10 protein-coding genes are annotated in these 15651 nt (G+C 75.3%); 8 read left to right on the top strand and 2 right to left on the bottom strand.

What is annotated here, in order from left to right:
* Positions 1 to 93: 93 nt before the first annotated feature.
* Positions 94 to 663 (bottom strand): TetR/AcrR family transcriptional regulator, encoded by a 570-nt coding sequence (locus ACSMXW_RS18275; protein WP_485797787.1) that lies wholly within the window; start codon positions 661 to 663, stop codon positions 94 to 96.
* A gap of 91 nt (positions 664 to 754) precedes the next feature.
* Here ACSMXW_RS18275 and ACSMXW_RS18270 point away from each other — a divergent pair, with 91 nt between their 5' ends.
* Complete coding sequence (locus ACSMXW_RS18270; protein ID WP_485797786.1) at positions 755 to 2254, top strand: MFS transporter; 1500 nt, start codon at positions 755 to 757, stop codon at positions 2252 to 2254.
* Between the two features lie 204 nt (positions 2255 to 2458).
* Here the strand turns inward: ACSMXW_RS18270 and ACSMXW_RS18265 are convergent, their stop codons facing one another.
* Entirely contained in the window at positions 2459 to 3241 is a 783-nt protein-coding gene (locus ACSMXW_RS18265) for a PH domain-containing protein (protein ID WP_485797785.1), read from the bottom strand.
* Positions 3242 to 3577: 336 nt separating this feature from the next.
* On the opposite strand from ACSMXW_RS18265, the gene ACSMXW_RS18260 reads away from it, so the two are divergent.
* From ACSMXW_RS18260 to ACSMXW_RS18230, 7 genes are all read left to right on the top strand, one after another.
* Positions 3578 to 4303 carry a GntR family transcriptional regulator gene (locus ACSMXW_RS18260; protein ID WP_485797784.1) on the top strand — a complete coding sequence of 242 codons (726 nt, stop codon included), beginning with the start codon at positions 3578 to 3580 and terminating at the stop codon, positions 4301 to 4303.
* Positions 4304 to 4520: 217 nt separating this feature from the next.
* Positions 4521 to 6263: a purine-cytosine permease family protein gene (locus ACSMXW_RS18255; protein ID WP_485797783.1), complete on the top strand. Its 1743-nt coding sequence runs from the start codon at positions 4521 to 4523 to the stop codon at positions 6261 to 6263.
* A gap of 229 nt (positions 6264 to 6492) precedes the next feature.
* Complete coding sequence (locus ACSMXW_RS18250) at positions 6493 to 10515, top strand: 5-oxoprolinase/urea amidolyase family protein (protein ID WP_485797782.1); 4023 nt, start codon at positions 6493 to 6495, stop codon at positions 10513 to 10515.
* Positions 10516 to 10582: 67 nt separating this feature from the next.
* Positions 10583 to 12316: an allophanate hydrolase gene (atzF, locus tag ACSMXW_RS18245; RefSeq protein WP_485797781.1), complete on the top strand. Its 1734-nt coding sequence runs from the start codon at positions 10583 to 10585 to the stop codon at positions 12314 to 12316.
* 653 nt (positions 12317 to 12969) lie between these two features.
* Positions 12970 to 13407: a DUF7144 family membrane protein gene (locus ACSMXW_RS18240; RefSeq protein WP_485797780.1), complete on the top strand. Its 438-nt coding sequence runs from the start codon at positions 12970 to 12972 to the stop codon at positions 13405 to 13407.
* The gene (locus ACSMXW_RS18235) at positions 13391 to 14029 is read left to right on the top strand and encodes a potassium channel family protein (protein ID WP_485797779.1); all 639 of its coding nucleotides are present in this window, start codon (positions 13391 to 13393) and stop codon (positions 14027 to 14029) included. The genes ACSMXW_RS18240 and ACSMXW_RS18235 overlap by 17 nt, the downstream gene beginning before the upstream one ends.
* Positions 14030 to 14134: 105 nt before the next feature.
* Positions 14135 to 15592 (top strand): pyridoxal phosphate-dependent decarboxylase family protein, encoded by a 1458-nt coding sequence (locus ACSMXW_RS18230; RefSeq protein ID WP_485797778.1) that lies wholly within the window; start codon positions 14135 to 14137, stop codon positions 15590 to 15592.
* Positions 15593 to 15651: the final 59 nt, after the last annotated feature.

The raw sequence follows: 15651 nt of genomic DNA, 5'->3' as shown, positions 1-15651 counted from the left end.
CGCGCGGAACCCGCTCCGGAGGAGCGGCGATCCTCCCGACCCACGTGTGCCGCCGGTGGGGGTGCCGGCGGCACACGTGCCCGCTGCGGGCGGTCAGCGCACCAGGGGCAGGAAGACCGTGTCGACGATCTCTTCGAGGACGTGGTCGGGCACGGGGGCGAAGGTCGTGAGGATCTCGTGGCGCAGCAGGTCGAAGGGGAGGGACTTGATGCGCTCGGTGAGGCGTTCGGGGCTGATCTCGCCGCGGTCGGCGGCGCGGTCGAAGAGCACGTCGACGGACTTCTTGCGCCCCGTCGCGAGGGGATCGCGCAGGTCACCGGGGCTGGTTCCGGTCTCCTGGTAGTAGCCGGCCAGGTGCACGCCCATGAGGGTGATGAGCTGGACACGGGTGGCGTTGATCTCCCGCATGAGGGTGAGGACGTCCTCCCGCAGGCTTCCCGTGTCGGGGATGCCGAGGCGGTACTCGTTCAGGATGTGGACGATGGCCGCCCGGACGAGTTCGTCGCGGTCGGACCAGCGGCGGTAGAGAACGGAAGGGCTGGTGCCCGCGCGCTGGACGACGGCGTCCACGGTGAACCCGGCGTAGCCGCTGTCCGTGAGTTCTTCCCAGGCCGCATCGAGGAGCGCCTTCTCCAGTGCCGCCCCGCGGCGCCGCTCGGGCATCCACACCTCCGTTAGATAGAGTTGCCTATCTTATTCCGGCGCCCTACTCTGGCAGCCGTAAGATAGAACTCTATATCTTAGGTGGCTGTTCGTGAGCACTCCCCACGGGACCGGACCCGCGCCCGCGGCGGTCCGGTCTCCCGGCGCGCCCCGGTCGCTGCGCGAGGCCTGGGTGGCCCTGGCCGGGCTGTCGGCGGTGTTCCTGTTCGAGATGCTGGACAACTCGATCCTGAACGTCGCGTTGCCCACGATCGGACGCGAGGTGCACGCTTCGACGGTCGCGCTCCAGTGGGTGACCGGCGCGTACGCGGTCGTGTTCGGCGGGTTGATGCTGCTCTTCGGGGCGATGGCCGACCGGTTCGGCCGACGGCGGGTCATGCTCGTCGGTCTGGTGCTGCTCGGCGTCGCGAGCCTGGCGACCGCGTTCGTCACCACTGCGGGGCAACTGATCGTCGTCCGCGTGCTGACGGGTGTCGCGGCGGCGATGACGACGCCGGGGTCGATGGCGCTGGCGTTCCGGCTGTTCGACGACGACGGCCTGCGCGTCCGGGCGACGACCCTCATCTCGACGGTGGGTCTGGTCGGTCTCGCGATCGGCCCGCCGGTGGGTGGCTTCGTGCTCGCGATCGCCCCGTGGCAGGTGCTGCTGCTGGTGAACGTGCCGATCGCCGTGCTCGCCGTCGTCGGCGTACGCGCAGGCGTCGCCGAGGACCGAGCGGCCGATCTCCACCGCGATCCGGTGGACGTCCTCGGCGCGGTGCTGGGCACGGCGGCGATCGTGCCGGCGCTCGTCGCGCCCACCGTGTTCGTGGACGACGGCACCGGTTCCTGGCAGCCGTGGACGGTGACCGCCGCTGCCGCCGTGGGGGCGGTCCTCTTCCTCCTCCGCGAGCGCTCGGCGCGCCATCCGCTCCTCGACCTCCGGCTCCTCGCCCACCCCCTCGTCTCGGGCGGCCTCGCCCACAAGGCCGCGGCCGGGCTGGCGACCGCCGGTCTCGGGTACCTGGTGACGCTGCAACTCCAGCTCGACTGGGGCTGGACGCCCGGCCTCGCCGCCATCGGAATGCTGCCGCAGGTCATCGTCCTTGTCGCGGCCGGACCGTTCGTCAGTCCGCTCGTGCGGCGGGTCGGCAGCGGCCGGGCCGCGTGGCTCGGCTCTCTGGCGGTCGTGTGCGGGCTCGCTGACTACGGTCTGCTGAGCGGCTTCGGATACATATGGGTGGCGGTCGCACTCGTACTCGTGGCCGCCGGGATGCGCGTGGTCGGCGTGGTCGCCGCGGTCGACGTGCTCCGTGGCCTGCCGGAGAACCGGACCTCGATCGGCGCCGCGCTCACCGACACCGCCACCGAAGTCACCTCCGGCGTCGGCATCGCCGTCAGTGGCACCGTCCTCGCGGCGCTGTTCACCGGAGACATCGCCACACCGAACTGGACCACGCGGCAGGCCGCGGAGTTCCACGACGCGGTCACGACCTCCGGCCTCGTACTCACAGTCGTGGCCGCATCACTCGTCGGCTGGGCGATCCGGCGCACGCGGCACGCCCCGAACGCCCAACCGAGCACGCTCGCCGCCGACCCGACGGGCACGTAGGCCAAGACCCCGCGTCGCGGGCCCGCAGGAGGGCCTCGGCCGGCAGGACGGGACCGGCTCCGGCACCACACACGCGGACGCAGCGGCACCCCCTGCCGCGGCACCCCCGGAACGGGCCGGCACCGGCAAGCAGGGCTGCCCCGGCGCACCGGGACCCGGCGCACCGGGCCCCGCCGCCGGGCCGCACCGCGGGGCCGCCCCGCCTCACCGCGGGCCCCCCGGCCCCTCCCCCCGTCCCCGCGACCGGCGTGCGTGGACGGTGCCGCCGATCACCCCGCACACCAGCCCCGGCACCAACGTGACCACCACCGGTGAGAAGACGTCCGCCGTCGCGCCGTCCAGCCCGTCCAGGGCGCCGCTGAGCAGGAGTACGAGGAAGAGCACGACGAAGACCAGCATTCCGCCGAGCCCCACGGCCGTGCCGACCATCCAGGCGCCGTACCGTTCGGTGCTGCGGTGTGCCCGCGCGACCCGGACGGCGGTCTCGGGACGGGCCGTCCAGCCGGGGCCGCGGTGCCGCTCCCACAGGGCGCGCAGGTGCCCCACCTCGTCCCGAAGCGCGGGCACCGCCTTGTCGTCGAGGTGCGGCAGGACGGTGCTGCGCCCCTCCGCGTCGTGGACGACGACCATCTGCGCCACCATCTTCGCGTCCGTCATCGCGGCCGGGTTGCCCTGGATCTCGATCGCCTGGATGTCGCTCCAGGCCAGCGCCCGGGTACGGAACGGCGTCCGGGCGGTGATGCCCGCCGCGTCCGTGACCGTCGCGCTCCGCCGGCCCACCGCCCGCATCGCCAGGTACAGCACGACGAGCAGCACCGGCAGCCCGATCAGCAGAAACGGCGGCGCCCCGGCCCTGGTGAGCTGGGTCAGGCCGATGAGGATGCCCACGAGCCCGAAGCCGGGCACCGCCACGCCTCCGCTCCGGTCCGCGGCCCGGTACTCCGGAAACCGCTCCTTCTCCGCTTCCGCCCGCGCCCCGCCGTCCATCGGATCCTCACCTGCCCCGCTCGCCGTTCGGGCCCTGCGCCCCGGTGCCGACGCACGCTACGGGGTTCCGCCGGGACCGGTCCCCCACCACCCGGGTGGCCCCCGCAGGAGCGCCGCGTGCGCACCGCACCGAGCCGGCCACCCCGGGACCACCCCGAGCGACCACGCCGAGCCGACCACCCCGAGCCGGCCCCCGGCCGACCGCCCCGGCGCACCGCCGTGCGGCCACCGCCGTGAGCCCTCCGACGCGCGCCCGTCACACACCCCCGTGCGCGGAAACACCTCCGTCACCCCGCGCGCCGCCCGGTGAAACACCACGCCCCTACCGTCCGGGACATGGACACAGGGCTGTATGCACGGCGGGACACACCGGACGGTGCCGGCCCGCCGCCCCGCCGGGAGCTGGTGTACGCGCGGCTCCGCGAGGAGGTGCTGGGCGGCGGGATCGGGCCGCGCGAGCGGCTGACCGAGGTGCGGCTCGCGGGGCGGTTCGGGGTGTCGCGGACGCCCGTGCGGGAGGCGCTGGCGCGGCTCGTGGCGGACGGTCTCGTCGAGCGCGGCGACGGCGGCTACTTCGTGACCGTGCCCAACCTCGCGCAGCTCAGGGACCTCTACGAGCTGCGGGTCACCCTGGAGCTGCGCGGGGTCGCCCGCGCCCTGGAGGACCCCTCCCTACGGCACGACCCGGCGGTGCTGGCGGCGGAGCTGACGCGCTGGTACGCGCTGCGGGCCGCGCCGCCGGCGCCGGGGCCGCAGTTCGTGGTGCTGGACGAGGAGTTCCACACCGCCCTCTCCCGGGCCTCCGGCAACCCCGCGCTCACCGAGGCGCTGGTCGCCGTCAACCAGCGCATCCGGCGCGTGCGGATGTACGACTTCCTCACCCGCGACCGGGTGGAGACCACCGTCGACGAGCACATCGAGATCATGGAGCTGGTGCGGGACGGCCGCCTCGACGAGGGCTACCGGGCGCTGCACCGCCATGTCGGGGCCTCCATGGACGTGGTGATGGAACGCGCGCAGCGCGCCCTGACCCACCTCGCCCTGCACACCGGCCCCACCTGACCCGCGCCGCCCGGCTCCCCGCCGCCCGGCTCCGAGCCACCCGGCTCCGCGCCGGCACGCACGCCCCCGTTCCCCCGCGGGCGCCCGCGACCGCACACCGTCCCGCACCCCGCACCCCGCACCCGCACCCGCACCCGCACCCGCACCCGCACCATCCCCCAGCACCCGCCGTACGCCGTCGACCTGTCGCAACCCCCACCGCACCCAGGAGGCGTGGATGAGCGCTGAGCCAGGAGTGGCAGCACCCGACAGCAGTCACAGCAGGCCGGTACCGGGCGGTGCCCGCACCGTCGCCGGTACCGCTCCCGTCCCCCGTACCGCTCCCGTCCCCGACGCACCCGCCGAGCACACCGGCCGCCCGGCCACCGTCCGGGAGACCCTGGAGGACTACACCCTGCGGTTCGCGCCGCGCGGCTACCGCCGCTGGGCGCCCATGGTGGTGGCGACCACCGCGCTCGGCGGCATCGCCTACATGGCGGACTTCTCCATCGGCGCCGGCATCGGCCTCACACACGGCACCGGCAACGCCCTCGGCGCCATCCTCGTCGCCGCCGTGATCATCTTCGTCACGGGCCTCCCGCTCGCGTACTACGGCGCCCGGTACAACCTCGACCTGGACCTGATCACCCGCGGCTCCGGCTTCGGCTACTACGGGTCGGTGCTGACCAGCGTCATCTTCGCCAGCTTCACGTTCATCTTCTTCGCCCTGGAAGGCTCGATCATGGCGCAGGGCCTGAAGCTGGGCCTCGGGCTGCCGCTCTGGCTGGGCTATCTGGTCTCCACCTTCCTGGTGATCCCGCTGGTCGTCCACGGCATGAAGGCGCTCAGCACCCTCCAGGTGTGGACCACACCGATCTGGCTGCTGCTGATGGTGGCCCCGCTCCTGTACCTGATCGCCGCCGACCCGGGCACCGTCGACCGCTTCCTGTCGTACCCGGGTACCGACGGCAGGGCGGGCGTGAACACGGCGTCCGTGCTGCTGGGCGCCGGGGTCTGCCTGTCGCTGATCGCGCAGATCGGCGAGCAGATCGACTACCTGCGCTTCATGCCGCCGAAGACGCCCGCGAACCGCCGCGCCTGGTGGACGGCGGTGGTGCTGGCCGGGCCCGGCTGGGTGGTGCTGGGCGCGCTGAAGCAGGCCATCGGGGTGTTCCTCGCGGTGTACGTGCTGGCCGAGGTGGGCCCGGCCGCGGCGACCGAGCCGATCCAGCAGTTCAGGGGCGCCTTCGACGCGATGCTGCCGGGCTGGCTGGTGGTGCCGCTCGCCGTGGTGCTGGTGGTGATCAGCCAGATAAAGATCAACGTCACCAACGCCTACTCGGGCTCGCTCGCCTGGACGAACTCCGTGACGCGGCTGACCCGGCGGTACCCGGGGCGGCTGGTGTTCGTGCTGGTCAACCTGGCGTTTGCGCTGGCGCTGATGGAGGCGGACATGTTCAGCTTCCTCAACGGCATCCTGAGCTTCTACTCGAACTGCGCCATCGCCTGGGTCGTCACCGTCGCCGGCGACATCATGGTCAACAAGTACGTGCTGCGGCTGTCGCCGCGGGTGCCGGAGTTCCGGCGCGGGATGCTGTACGCCGTCAACCCGGTGGGGGTGGTGGCGTTCGTCGCCGCGTCCGGGCTGTCGATCGCGCTCCACTTCCGGGCGTTCGGTGCGGGCCTCCAGCCGTACTCGCCGGTGGCGGCGGCGGTGATCGCGTTCGTGCTCACACCCCTGATGGCCGTCGCGACCCGGGGGCGGTACTACCTGCGGAGGGACGCGGACGGGATCGAGGAGCCGCGGTTCGACGCGGACGGGAACCCGTCCGCGGTGCGGCTGAGGTGCCATGTGTGCGAGCAGGAGTTCGAACGGCCCGATCTTGCGGCGTGCGAGGCGCACGGGGCCGTCGTGTGCTCGCTGTGCCTGAGCACGGACCGCACCGGTGCGCACGTCCTGGCCGCTCAGCGGCCCGTGTAGAGCGGGCCCACGCCCGGTCACCCGGCTTCGGGCCGGTGGACCGGCGGTCCGGCCGCCCGGCCGGCGGCCCCTGGCGGTTCGGGCTGCCCGTGCGGCCGGTGACGATCCGACGGTGTCGTCGGGTCGGTCGCGCAGTTCCCCGCGCCCCTTCCGGGGCGCCGCACCCCCGGTGCCCGAGCACCGTTGCCCCGCGCACCACCACGTTGGCTCGCCCCTCCGGAGGAGAACCGTGTTCGACACCGTGCTCATCGCCAACCGCGGCGAGATCGCCTGCCGGATCATCCGCGGCGCCCGGGCGCTCTCCCTGCGGACCGTGGCCGTGTACTCGGACGCCGACGCCGCCGCCCCGCACGTGCGGATGGCCGACGAGGCCGTGCGGCTCGGGCCCGCGCCCGCCGCCGAGAGCTATCTGCGGGCCGACCTGGTGCTGGCGGCGGCCCGGGACACCGGCGCCGGGGCCGTGCACCCGGGGTACGGGTTCCTGTCCGAGCACGCCGCCTTCGCCGCCCGGGTGGAGGCGGCGGGGCTGGTGTGGATCGGCCCCACCCCGGAGCAGATCGAGATGTTCGGCGCCAAGCACACCGCGCGGACCGCCGCCGCGGCCGCCGGGGTGCCGCTGCTGCCCGGCAGCGGGCTGCTGGCCGGCGTCGACGACGCCCTGCGCGCCGCCGGCGAGACCGGCTACCCCGTGATGCTCAAGGCCACCGGCGGCGGAGGCGGCATCGGCATGCAGGCGTGCGCGGGTCCCGACGAGCTGCGGGAGGCGTTCGCGCGGGTGACCCGGCTGGCGCGCGGCAGCTTCGGCGCGGGCGGGGTCTTCCTGGAGCGGTACGTGGCGCGGGCCCGGCACGTCGAGGTGCAGGTCTTCGGCGACGGCACCGGGCGCGTGGCGGTCCTCGGCGACCGCGACTGCTCCCTCCAGCGCCGCAACCAGAAGGTCCTGGAGGAGGCGCCCGCGCCGGGCCTGCCGCCCCGGCTGCGGGAGCGGCTGCACACCGCGGCCCGCGAGCTGTGCGCGTCGGTGGCCTACCGGTCCGCGGGCACGGTCGAGTTCGTCTACGACGCGGACCGCGGCACGGCGGCGTTCCTGGAGGTCAACACCCGCCTCCAGGTGGAGCACCCGGTCACCGAGGAGGTCACCGGGGTCGACCTGGTGGGGTGGATGCTGCGGCTGGGGCGCGGCGAGAAGGACGTACTGGCGGCGGAGGCGGGGCCGTTCGCGGAGACGCGACCGTTCGCGGAGACGCGACCGTTCGCGGAGACGCGGCGGTTCGGCGGGACGGGACCGTTCTGCGGGACGGAGCAGGCGCCAGGGACCGGGGCGACCGCCGGGACACAGCCGGCACCCGGGACGGGGAGGAGCGCGGGGACGAGGACGACCGCGGGGGCAGGGACAGCCCCCGGGACGGGGACGGCCGTCAGGTCGGGGGCGGTCGGCGAGGCGGGGCCGTTCGCGGGGACGTTCGCGGGGACGTTCGCGGGGACGCCGGCGTCCGCCGGCGAGACGGTGCCGGCCGGCGGTGGGGCGGGCGTGGGACATGCTGTGGAGGCGCGGATCTACGCCGAGGACCCGGGCGCGGGGTACCGGCCGAGTCCGGGGCTGCTGACCCGGGTGGAGTTCCCCGCCGGGGTGCGGGTGGACGGGTGGGCGGAGACGGGGCAGGAGATACCGGCCGCCTACGACCCGCTGCTGGCGAAGGTGGTCGCGACGGGGCGGGACCGGGCGGAGGCGTTCGCGCGGCTCGCCGAAGCGCTGGACCGCACCCGGATCGACGGCGTCGAGACCAACCTCGGCCTGCTGCGCGCCGCCTGCCGGGACGCCGGCGTACTGGCCGCCCGGCACTCCACCGGCACGCTCACGGGCCTCGCGGACCCCCGGCCCCGGATCGACGTGGTGCGCGGCGGCACCCTCACCACCGTCCAGGACTGGCCGGGCCGCACCGGGTACTGGGAGGTGGGTGTGCCGCCCAGCGGGCCGATGGACGACCTCTCGTTCCGGCTGGGCAACCGCGCCGTCGGCAACCCGGCGGGCGCACCCGGCCTCGAATGCACCTTCCAGGGCCCGGCCCTGCGCTTCTCGCACCCGCTCACCGTCTGCGTCACCGGCGCCCCCGCCGAGGTGACGGTGGACGGGCGGCCCGCCGCGCAGTGGGAGCCCCTGGACGTACCGGCCGGCGGGCTGCTGGAGGTCGCGGCGCCGCCCGGGCCCGGCGTGCGGACGTACGTCCTGGTGCGCGGCGGCCTCGATGTGCCCGAGTACCTGGGCAGCGCGGCCACCTTCACGCTGGGCGGCTTCGGCGGGCACGGCGGGCGGGCGCTGCGCACGTCGGACGTGCTGCGGCCCGCCGCGCCGGCCGCGGACGCGCCGCCGCCCGCGCCGGTGCCGCGGAGCGAGCGGCCCCAGTGCACCGGCGAGTGGCGGATCGCGGTCAGCGAGGGCCCGCACCCGGCACCGGACTTCCTCACCCGGCGCGGCATGGCGACGGTGTACGGCGCACGCTGGAAGGTGTCCGCGCAGTCGGCCCGCACCGGGGTGCGGCTGATCGGACCGAAGCCGGAGTGGGCGCGCGCCGACGGCGGCGAGGCGGGCCTGCACCCGTCCAACGTGCACGACACGCCGTACTCGGTCGGCGCCGTCAACTTCACCGGGGACACCCCCGCCATCCTCGGTCCGGACGGGCCCAGCCTCGGCGGCTTCGCCTGCCCCGTCACCGTCGTGCGCGGCGAGCGCTGGAAGGTGGGGCAGCTCAGGCCCGGTGACACGGTGCGCCTGGTGCCGGTCACCGAGGCCACGGCCCAGGCGCTGCGGGACACGGCACGGACGCCGGGCGGCACGGCACAGGCATCGGGCGGCACGGCGGAGGCGCGGCGGGGCACGGCCACGGGGAGACGGGAGCGGGGGCAGGGGCGGGAGCGGTCCAGGGCCCTTGGGCCGTCCCGGACCGCCCCGGCTCCCGGCCCGTACCGGACGCCCGACGGGCCCGACGGCGACGACGGCGTGCTGGCGCGCCGGCCCGCCACGGAGAGCACCCCGGAAGTGGTGCACCGGCGCGGCGGGGACGACAACATCCTCGTCGAGTACGGTCCCATGTCCCTCGACCTGGGCCTGCGGATGCGGGTGCACACGCTCGCCCGGCACCTCCACGAGCACCGTCCGCCGGGCCTGGTGGACATCACCCCCGGCGTCCGCTCCCTGCACCTGCACACCGACCCCGACGTGCTGCCGCTGCGCACCCTGCTGGGACTGCTCGCGGAGGCGGAGGACGCGCTGCCGCCGGCCGGCGAACTGACCGTGCCGAGCCGTGCGGTGCACCTGCCGCTGTCGTTCGACGATCCCACGGTGGGCGAGGCGATCGACCGCTACACGGCGTCGGTGCGCGCGGACGCGCCCTGGAACCCGTCCAACATCGAGTTCATCCGCCGCGTCAACGGCCTGGACAGCGTGGCGGACGTGCGCCGCACCGTCTTCGACGCGCAGTACCTGGTGCTCGGCCTCGGCGACGTCTACCTCGGCGCGCCCGCCGCGACCCCGCTGGACCCGCGGCACCGCCTCGTCACCACCAAGTACAACCCGGCCCGCACCTGGACCGCCGAGGCCGGGGTCGGCATCGGCGGGGCCTACCTGTGCGTCTACGGGATGCAGAGCCCCGGCGGCTACCAGCTCATCGGCAGGACCGTGCCGATCTGGGGCGGCCTGCGCCCGCCGCGCTCCTTCGCGGACGGCACGCCCTGGCTGCTGCGCTTCTTCGACCGGATCGTCTGGCACCCCGTCGGACCCGGGGAACTGCTGGACATCCGGGCCGACCTGGCCGCCGGGCGCACCGGGCTCGACATCCGGCCCGGCACGTTCGCGCTCGCCGAGCACGAGGCGTTCCTGAGGGAGAACGCGGCGTCCATCGCCGCGTTCCGCCGCCGGCAGGCGGCGGCGTTCGAGGCGGAGCGGCGGGCGTGGGAGGCGGCGGGGGAGTTCGCGGACCGGGCCGCCCCCGTCGTCTCCGCCCCCACCGCGGGGGCGCCCGCGCTGCCGCCCGGGGTCTCGTCCGTGGACGCGCCGCTCAGTTCCTGTGTGTGGAAGATCGTCGCGGCGGCCGGCACGCGGGTCGAGGCGGGGGCGCCTCTCGTCGTTCTCGAGGCGATGAAGATGGAGATCGTGGTGCGGGCACCGGTGGCGGGGGTGGTGGGGCCGGTGGTCGTTGCTCCGGGGGAGCACATCGCCGCGGGGGCGCGGTTGACCAGCGTTGAGGCGGTGTGAGGGTGCGCCTCTTGGCCCGGCACGGGCTCCGGTTGTCGCTGTTCGTCGTGATGGGAGAGGAAACCGTATGAGCCCGGGTCAGGTCTCCACCGGAGTATCGGGTGCCGTCGAACGTGTCCGTGCCGCCTACCGGCGGATCGCCGAGGTGGACCGGAGCGAGGTGTGGATCACCCTGCGGCCGGAGGCGGAGGCGGTGGAGGAGGCGCGGCGGGTGGACGGGCGGGCGGCGGCGGGCGAGCGGCTGCCGCTGGCCGGGGTGGTCGCCGCGGTGAAGGACAACATCGACGTGGCCGGGCTGCCCACCACCGCGGCCTGCCCGGGGTTCGCCCGCACCCCGGCCGCCTCCGCGCCGGCCGTGGCGCGGCTGGTGGCGGCGGGGGCGGTGGTGCTGGGCAAGACGAACATGGACCAGTTCGCCACCGGCCTGGTCGGCACCCGGAGCCCGTACGGGGCCGTGCGGGCGGCCACGCGCCCCGAGAAGGTGGCGGGCGGGTCGAGTTCGGGCTCGGCGGTCGCGGTGGCGCTGGGCATCGTGGACGTGGCGCTGGGCACCGACACGGCGGGCTCGGGCCGGGTGCCGGCCGCGTTCAACGGCATCGTGGGGCTGAAGCCGACGCTCGGCCTGGTGCCCACGACCGGGGTGGTCCCGGCGGCCCGCCCGTACGACGCGGTGACCGTCTTCGCCCGCACCCTCACCGAGGCCCAGCGGGCGCTCGCGGTGCTGACGGGTCCGGACGACGGCGATCCGGGCGGCCGCCGCTGGCCCGACGGCGTCCGGCTCGCGGCACCGCCCGCGCCCCGGGTCGCGGTGCCCCGCGGCGCGGACCTCGGACCGCTGACGCCCGGGTACCGCACGGCCTTCGAGGCAGCCGCCGAGCGGCTGAGGGCCGCCGGCGCGCGCACGGCGGCCGTGGACGTGGGGCCGTTGCTGGCGGCGGCCCGGCTGCTGTACGACGGGGCGCTGGTCGCGGAGCGGTACGCGGCGGTGGGCGAGGTGCTCGCCGGGCGGCCGGAGGGCGCGGACCCGACGGTGGCCGGCATCATCCTGGCCGCGGCCGCGCTGCCCGCCCATGCGCTCGCCGCCGACCAGGAGCGCCTGGGCCGGTACCGGGCCGCGGCGGCGCGGCTGCTGGCCGGCCACGACGCGCTGCTGCTGCCCACCACCACCGAGCACCCGGACATCGCCGCGGTGCGGGCCGACCCGGTCGGCGTCAACGCGCGGCTCGGCACGTACACCAACTTCGTCAACCTGCTCGACCTGTCCGCGGTCGCGGTGCCGGCGGGCGAGGCGGACGGGGGGCCGTTCGGGGTGAGCGTGGTCGCCCGCGCCTTCGACGACCAGGTCGCGATCGACGTGGCCGCGCTGCTCACCGGGGAGCAGGCGCCCGAGCCGTACCCGGGCGGCGGCGTAGCGCTGGCCGTGTTCGGGGCGCACCTACGGGGGCAGCCGCTGAACCACCAGCTCACGGAGTTGGGGGCGCGGTTCGGGAGCGAGGTGGTCACCGCCCCCGAGTACCGGCTCACCGCGCTGGCCACCAGCCCGCCGCGGCCCGGGCTCGTGCACACCGGGGCCGGGGCCGGCGGGGCGGCGATCCGCGGGGAGCGGTGGTTGCTGAGCGCGGCGGCGCTCGGCCGCTTCCTCACGGTCGTACCGGCGCCGCTGGCGCTGGGGCAGGTGCGGCTCGGGGACGGGGAGTGGTGCCTGGGGTTCGTCTGTGGGGCGGGGGTGGGAGTGGAGGGGGCGCGGGACATCAGTGAGTACGGGGGGTGGGTGGAGTATCTGGCGGCGGGGGAGGGATGAACGGCGCGGACTGCACGCGCGCCCCCACAACGAAACCGTCGGCCAAGGGCCTGGGAGGTGCCCCCGGGACGGACCGCGCGGAAGGCCGCACGCGCGGACTGGACGGGGCCCTCCGGCGCCGGACGGCCCGCGGTGAGCAGCCGGGGCCGTCCCTCAAGCCCGTCGCGGCCGCCGCGTACAGGCCCGCGAGACCGGTCGCGGAGGCGACCGCGCCCGCACCGGGCGGCTCCATGCCGAGCAGCGCGGGGTCGTTCCAGCCGCGCGGGTCGTCGAGGCCGGGGAAGACCAGCGCCCCGTTCATCGTGACGATCCGGGTGAGCAGCGACTCCGGCGGCGGCATCGGAGGGCGTCCCCGGCCTCCACCAGCACGAACGCGCCGGCCACGGGCCGGAAGCCCTCGTCGGCCCATCCGTTGTTTTCCACAGCCGCGGGCCCCGGCGGCCGGGCGCACGCCGTTGGAGTGAGGGGAAGGTACCCGCCATGCCCCGCACCGCCCCCCACCCGCACCCCCTGTGACCTGCGACGGCACCCCAGGGGATCACCCGTTCGGCGGCACTGCGGTGGTGGGGCTCCTGACGGGCGCACACGCTCGAAATGAGCTAGGGACACGGGCGTGCCGCCAGGTGTCCCCCTCCGACATAAGGAGCCCTCTCATGGCACAGTCAGCAGCACCCCGCACGCCCCACCGCCCCCCGCCCACCGGGATGGCCGGCGGCCTGGCCAGGGGTGGCACGATCTTCGCGGGCATCCTGCTCTTCGTGGAGGGCGTGCTCGGCATCCTCAAGGGCATCGCGGGGATCATCACGAACGACGCGTTCGCGGGGGTGGGCAACTACGTCTACCGGTTCAGCGTGAACTCGTGGGGCTGGCTGCACCTGGGCGTCGGCATCGTGGTCGCCCTCGCCGGCCTGGGCATTCTGGCCAGGGCACCGCTGGCACGCGCCTTCGGCGTGGCGGTGGCGTCGCTGAGCCTCATCGCCAACTTCATCTGGCTGCCCTACCAGCCGGTCTGGGCGATCATCTCCATCGCCATCGACATCTTCGTGGTGTGGGCACTGTGCACGGACCGCAGGCGTGCACAGGTGGACTGACCACGGCGAAGGCGACCGACCCCGCTCCCGCGGGGACGACCGGCCGCACCCCGGCGGGGGCGACCCCGGCGGGCCGGTGGGCCCGGGGCGCCCCGCCGGCCCCGGCCCCGCGCCGGGCCCGGGCGGGCACCGCCCCCTCGCGCCCGCGCGGACGTACACGGCGGCGGTCCTGCTCGCGGGCGCGATGGTGACGGCGTACTGGCTGCTCCCCCTGGACGGTCTGGGCCCGAGCCACCCGGCGGCGAGCTGGACCGGCTTCACCGCCGCCCTCACCCTCGTCGCCGCGGTCCTCGTCCGTCAGATCCTGGCGGTCCTCAGGGACCGACCGGGCACCAGGCCCGGCCTGGCCATCCCCCTCCTGGTCTGCCTCACGGCCCTGATCTTCTCGGCCGCGTACTTCGCCCTCGCGAAACAGCCCGGCGAGATCCGCGGCATCCACACCCGCCTCGACGCGGTGTACTTCACCCTCGTCACCCTCTCCACCATCGGCTACGGCGACATCGCCCCGACGGGCCAGTCCGCCCGCCTGGTGACGGTGATCCAGATCCTCTACACCTTCGTGTTCCTCACCGCCGCGACGACGGCACTGTCACGGTTCGTACGGAAGAAGGTGGGTGCGTAGCGCGCCTACGGTGCGCCGTCCCGGCCGGCCCGAGCGGTGGGGCCGCGCTCACCGATGGCGCGGCCACCGGCGGTGCCTCAGGGCGGCGGGGTGTGAAATGGCCTCATGCAACCTGTCCCCCTGGAGCCCGACCGGGCCACGATGGCCGGCATGGGCAGGCTCGTGCTGGACCGGATCGTCGACCGCACCGAGCGGCTTCCCCACCGCCCGGCGAGCAACCCGTTGGGCCGACAGGCCACGGCGGACCTGGTGGAGTCCTTCCTGGCGCCGCCGCCCGCCCAGGGCGGCGACCTGAAGACGCTGCTCGCTCTCCTGGACGAGGCCGCCGACTGCGCCCAGGAGAGCGCCGGGCCCGGTCACCTCGCGTACATCCCGGGCAGCGGCCTGTTCAGCGCCGCGCTCGCCGAGTTCTACAACCGCGCCACCAACCGCTACGGCGGCGTGGCCGCGGCGGCCCCGGCGCTCGCCGCGCTGGAGGAGAGCGTGGTCCGCTGGATGGCGACAGAGGTGTGCGGACTGCCCGCCGGCAGCGGTGGCGTGCTGACCAGCGGCGGCTCCATGGCCACCTTCTCCGCGACCGTGGCCGCCCGCCACGACCGGCTCGGCGAGGACCTCGCCACCGGCACCGTTTACACCACCGCCTTCGCCCACCACTCCGTCGCCAAGGCCGCCCGCCTCGCCGGCATCCGCGCGGCACACGTACGCCTCGTGCCGCACACCCCCGAGCTGCGGATGGACCCCGACGCCGCGGCCGCGGCGATCCGCGCCGACCGGGCGGCCGGGCTGCGGCCGTTCCTGCTGGTGGCCACCGCCGGCACCACCGACACCGGCACCATCGACCCCCTTCCGCGGCTCGCCCGGCTGGCCCGCCGCGAAGGCCTGTGGTTCCACATCGACGCCGCCTACGGCGGCTTCTTCCGCCTCACCGCACGCGGCCGGGACCGCCTCGCCGGGTTCGAGCAGGCCGACTCCATCACGCTGGATCCGCACAAGACCCTGTTCATGCCCTTCGGCACCGGCGCCCTCGTGGTCCGCGACATCGCTGTGCTCGACGCCGCGCACGGCGGCACCGGCAGCTACCTCCAGGACGTGGACGACGGCGGCGGCGTGCCCGACTCCGGGCGCCTCGGGCCCGAGCTGACCCACGAGATCCGCGGCCTGCGCGTCTGGCTCCCCCTGCACCTGCACGGCACCGACGCCTTCCGCGCGGCCCTGGACGAGAAGCTCGACCTGGCCGAGCACGTGCACGCCGCCCTGTCCGCCGTCCCGGAGCTGGAGGTCCCCCAGCGCCCGGACCTGTCCACGGTGATCTTCCGCATCCGTCCCGCGGACGTCAGCCGGGCCGCCGCGGAACGGGCCGACGAGGCGAGCCGGCGCCTGCTGGCACGCATCAACGCCGACCGGCAGGTCCTGCTCTCCAGCACGGTCATCGACGGCCGCCACACCCTGCGCGTCTGCGTCGTGTCCCACCGCACCCACCATGAGCGCATCACCACGGCACTGGAGACCATCACCGCCGAGACCGCCCGTACCGCCTCCCGCGCCGCCCCCGGGGACGGGTGAGGCCCCGCCGCCGGACGGCCGTGGGCCGAGGCCACGTTCCAGGGAGCCGGACGCCGTCT

The sequence above is a fragment of the Streptomyces sp. DSM 116793 genome, assembly GCF_057320905.1.
This window is presented reverse-complemented; position numbering and strand designations above follow the sequence as displayed.

Coding starts and splice junctions, on each gene's coding strand:
- ACSMXW_RS18275 (WP_485797787.1), bottom strand. CDS start 663: ATGCCCGAGCGGCGCCGCGGGGCGGCACTGGAGAAGGCGCTCCTCGAT.
- atzF (WP_485797781.1), top strand. CDS start 10,583: ATGAGCCCGGGTCAGGTCTCCACCGGAGTATCGGGTGCCGTCGAACGT.
- ACSMXW_RS18255 (WP_485797783.1), top strand. CDS start 4,521: ATGAGCGCTGAGCCAGGAGTGGCAGCACCCGACAGCAGTCACAGCAGG.
- ACSMXW_RS18260 (WP_485797784.1), top strand. CDS start 3,578: ATGGACACAGGGCTGTATGCACGGCGGGACACACCGGACGGTGCCGGC.
- ACSMXW_RS18230 (WP_485797778.1), top strand. CDS start 14,135: ATGCAACCTGTCCCCCTGGAGCCCGACCGGGCCACGATGGCCGGCATG.
- ACSMXW_RS18240 (WP_485797780.1), top strand. CDS start 12,970: ATGGCACAGTCAGCAGCACCCCGCACGCCCCACCGCCCCCCGCCCACC.
- ACSMXW_RS18265 (WP_485797785.1), bottom strand. CDS start 3,241: ATGGACGGCGGGGCGCGGGCGGAAGCGGAGAAGGAGCGGTTTCCGGAG.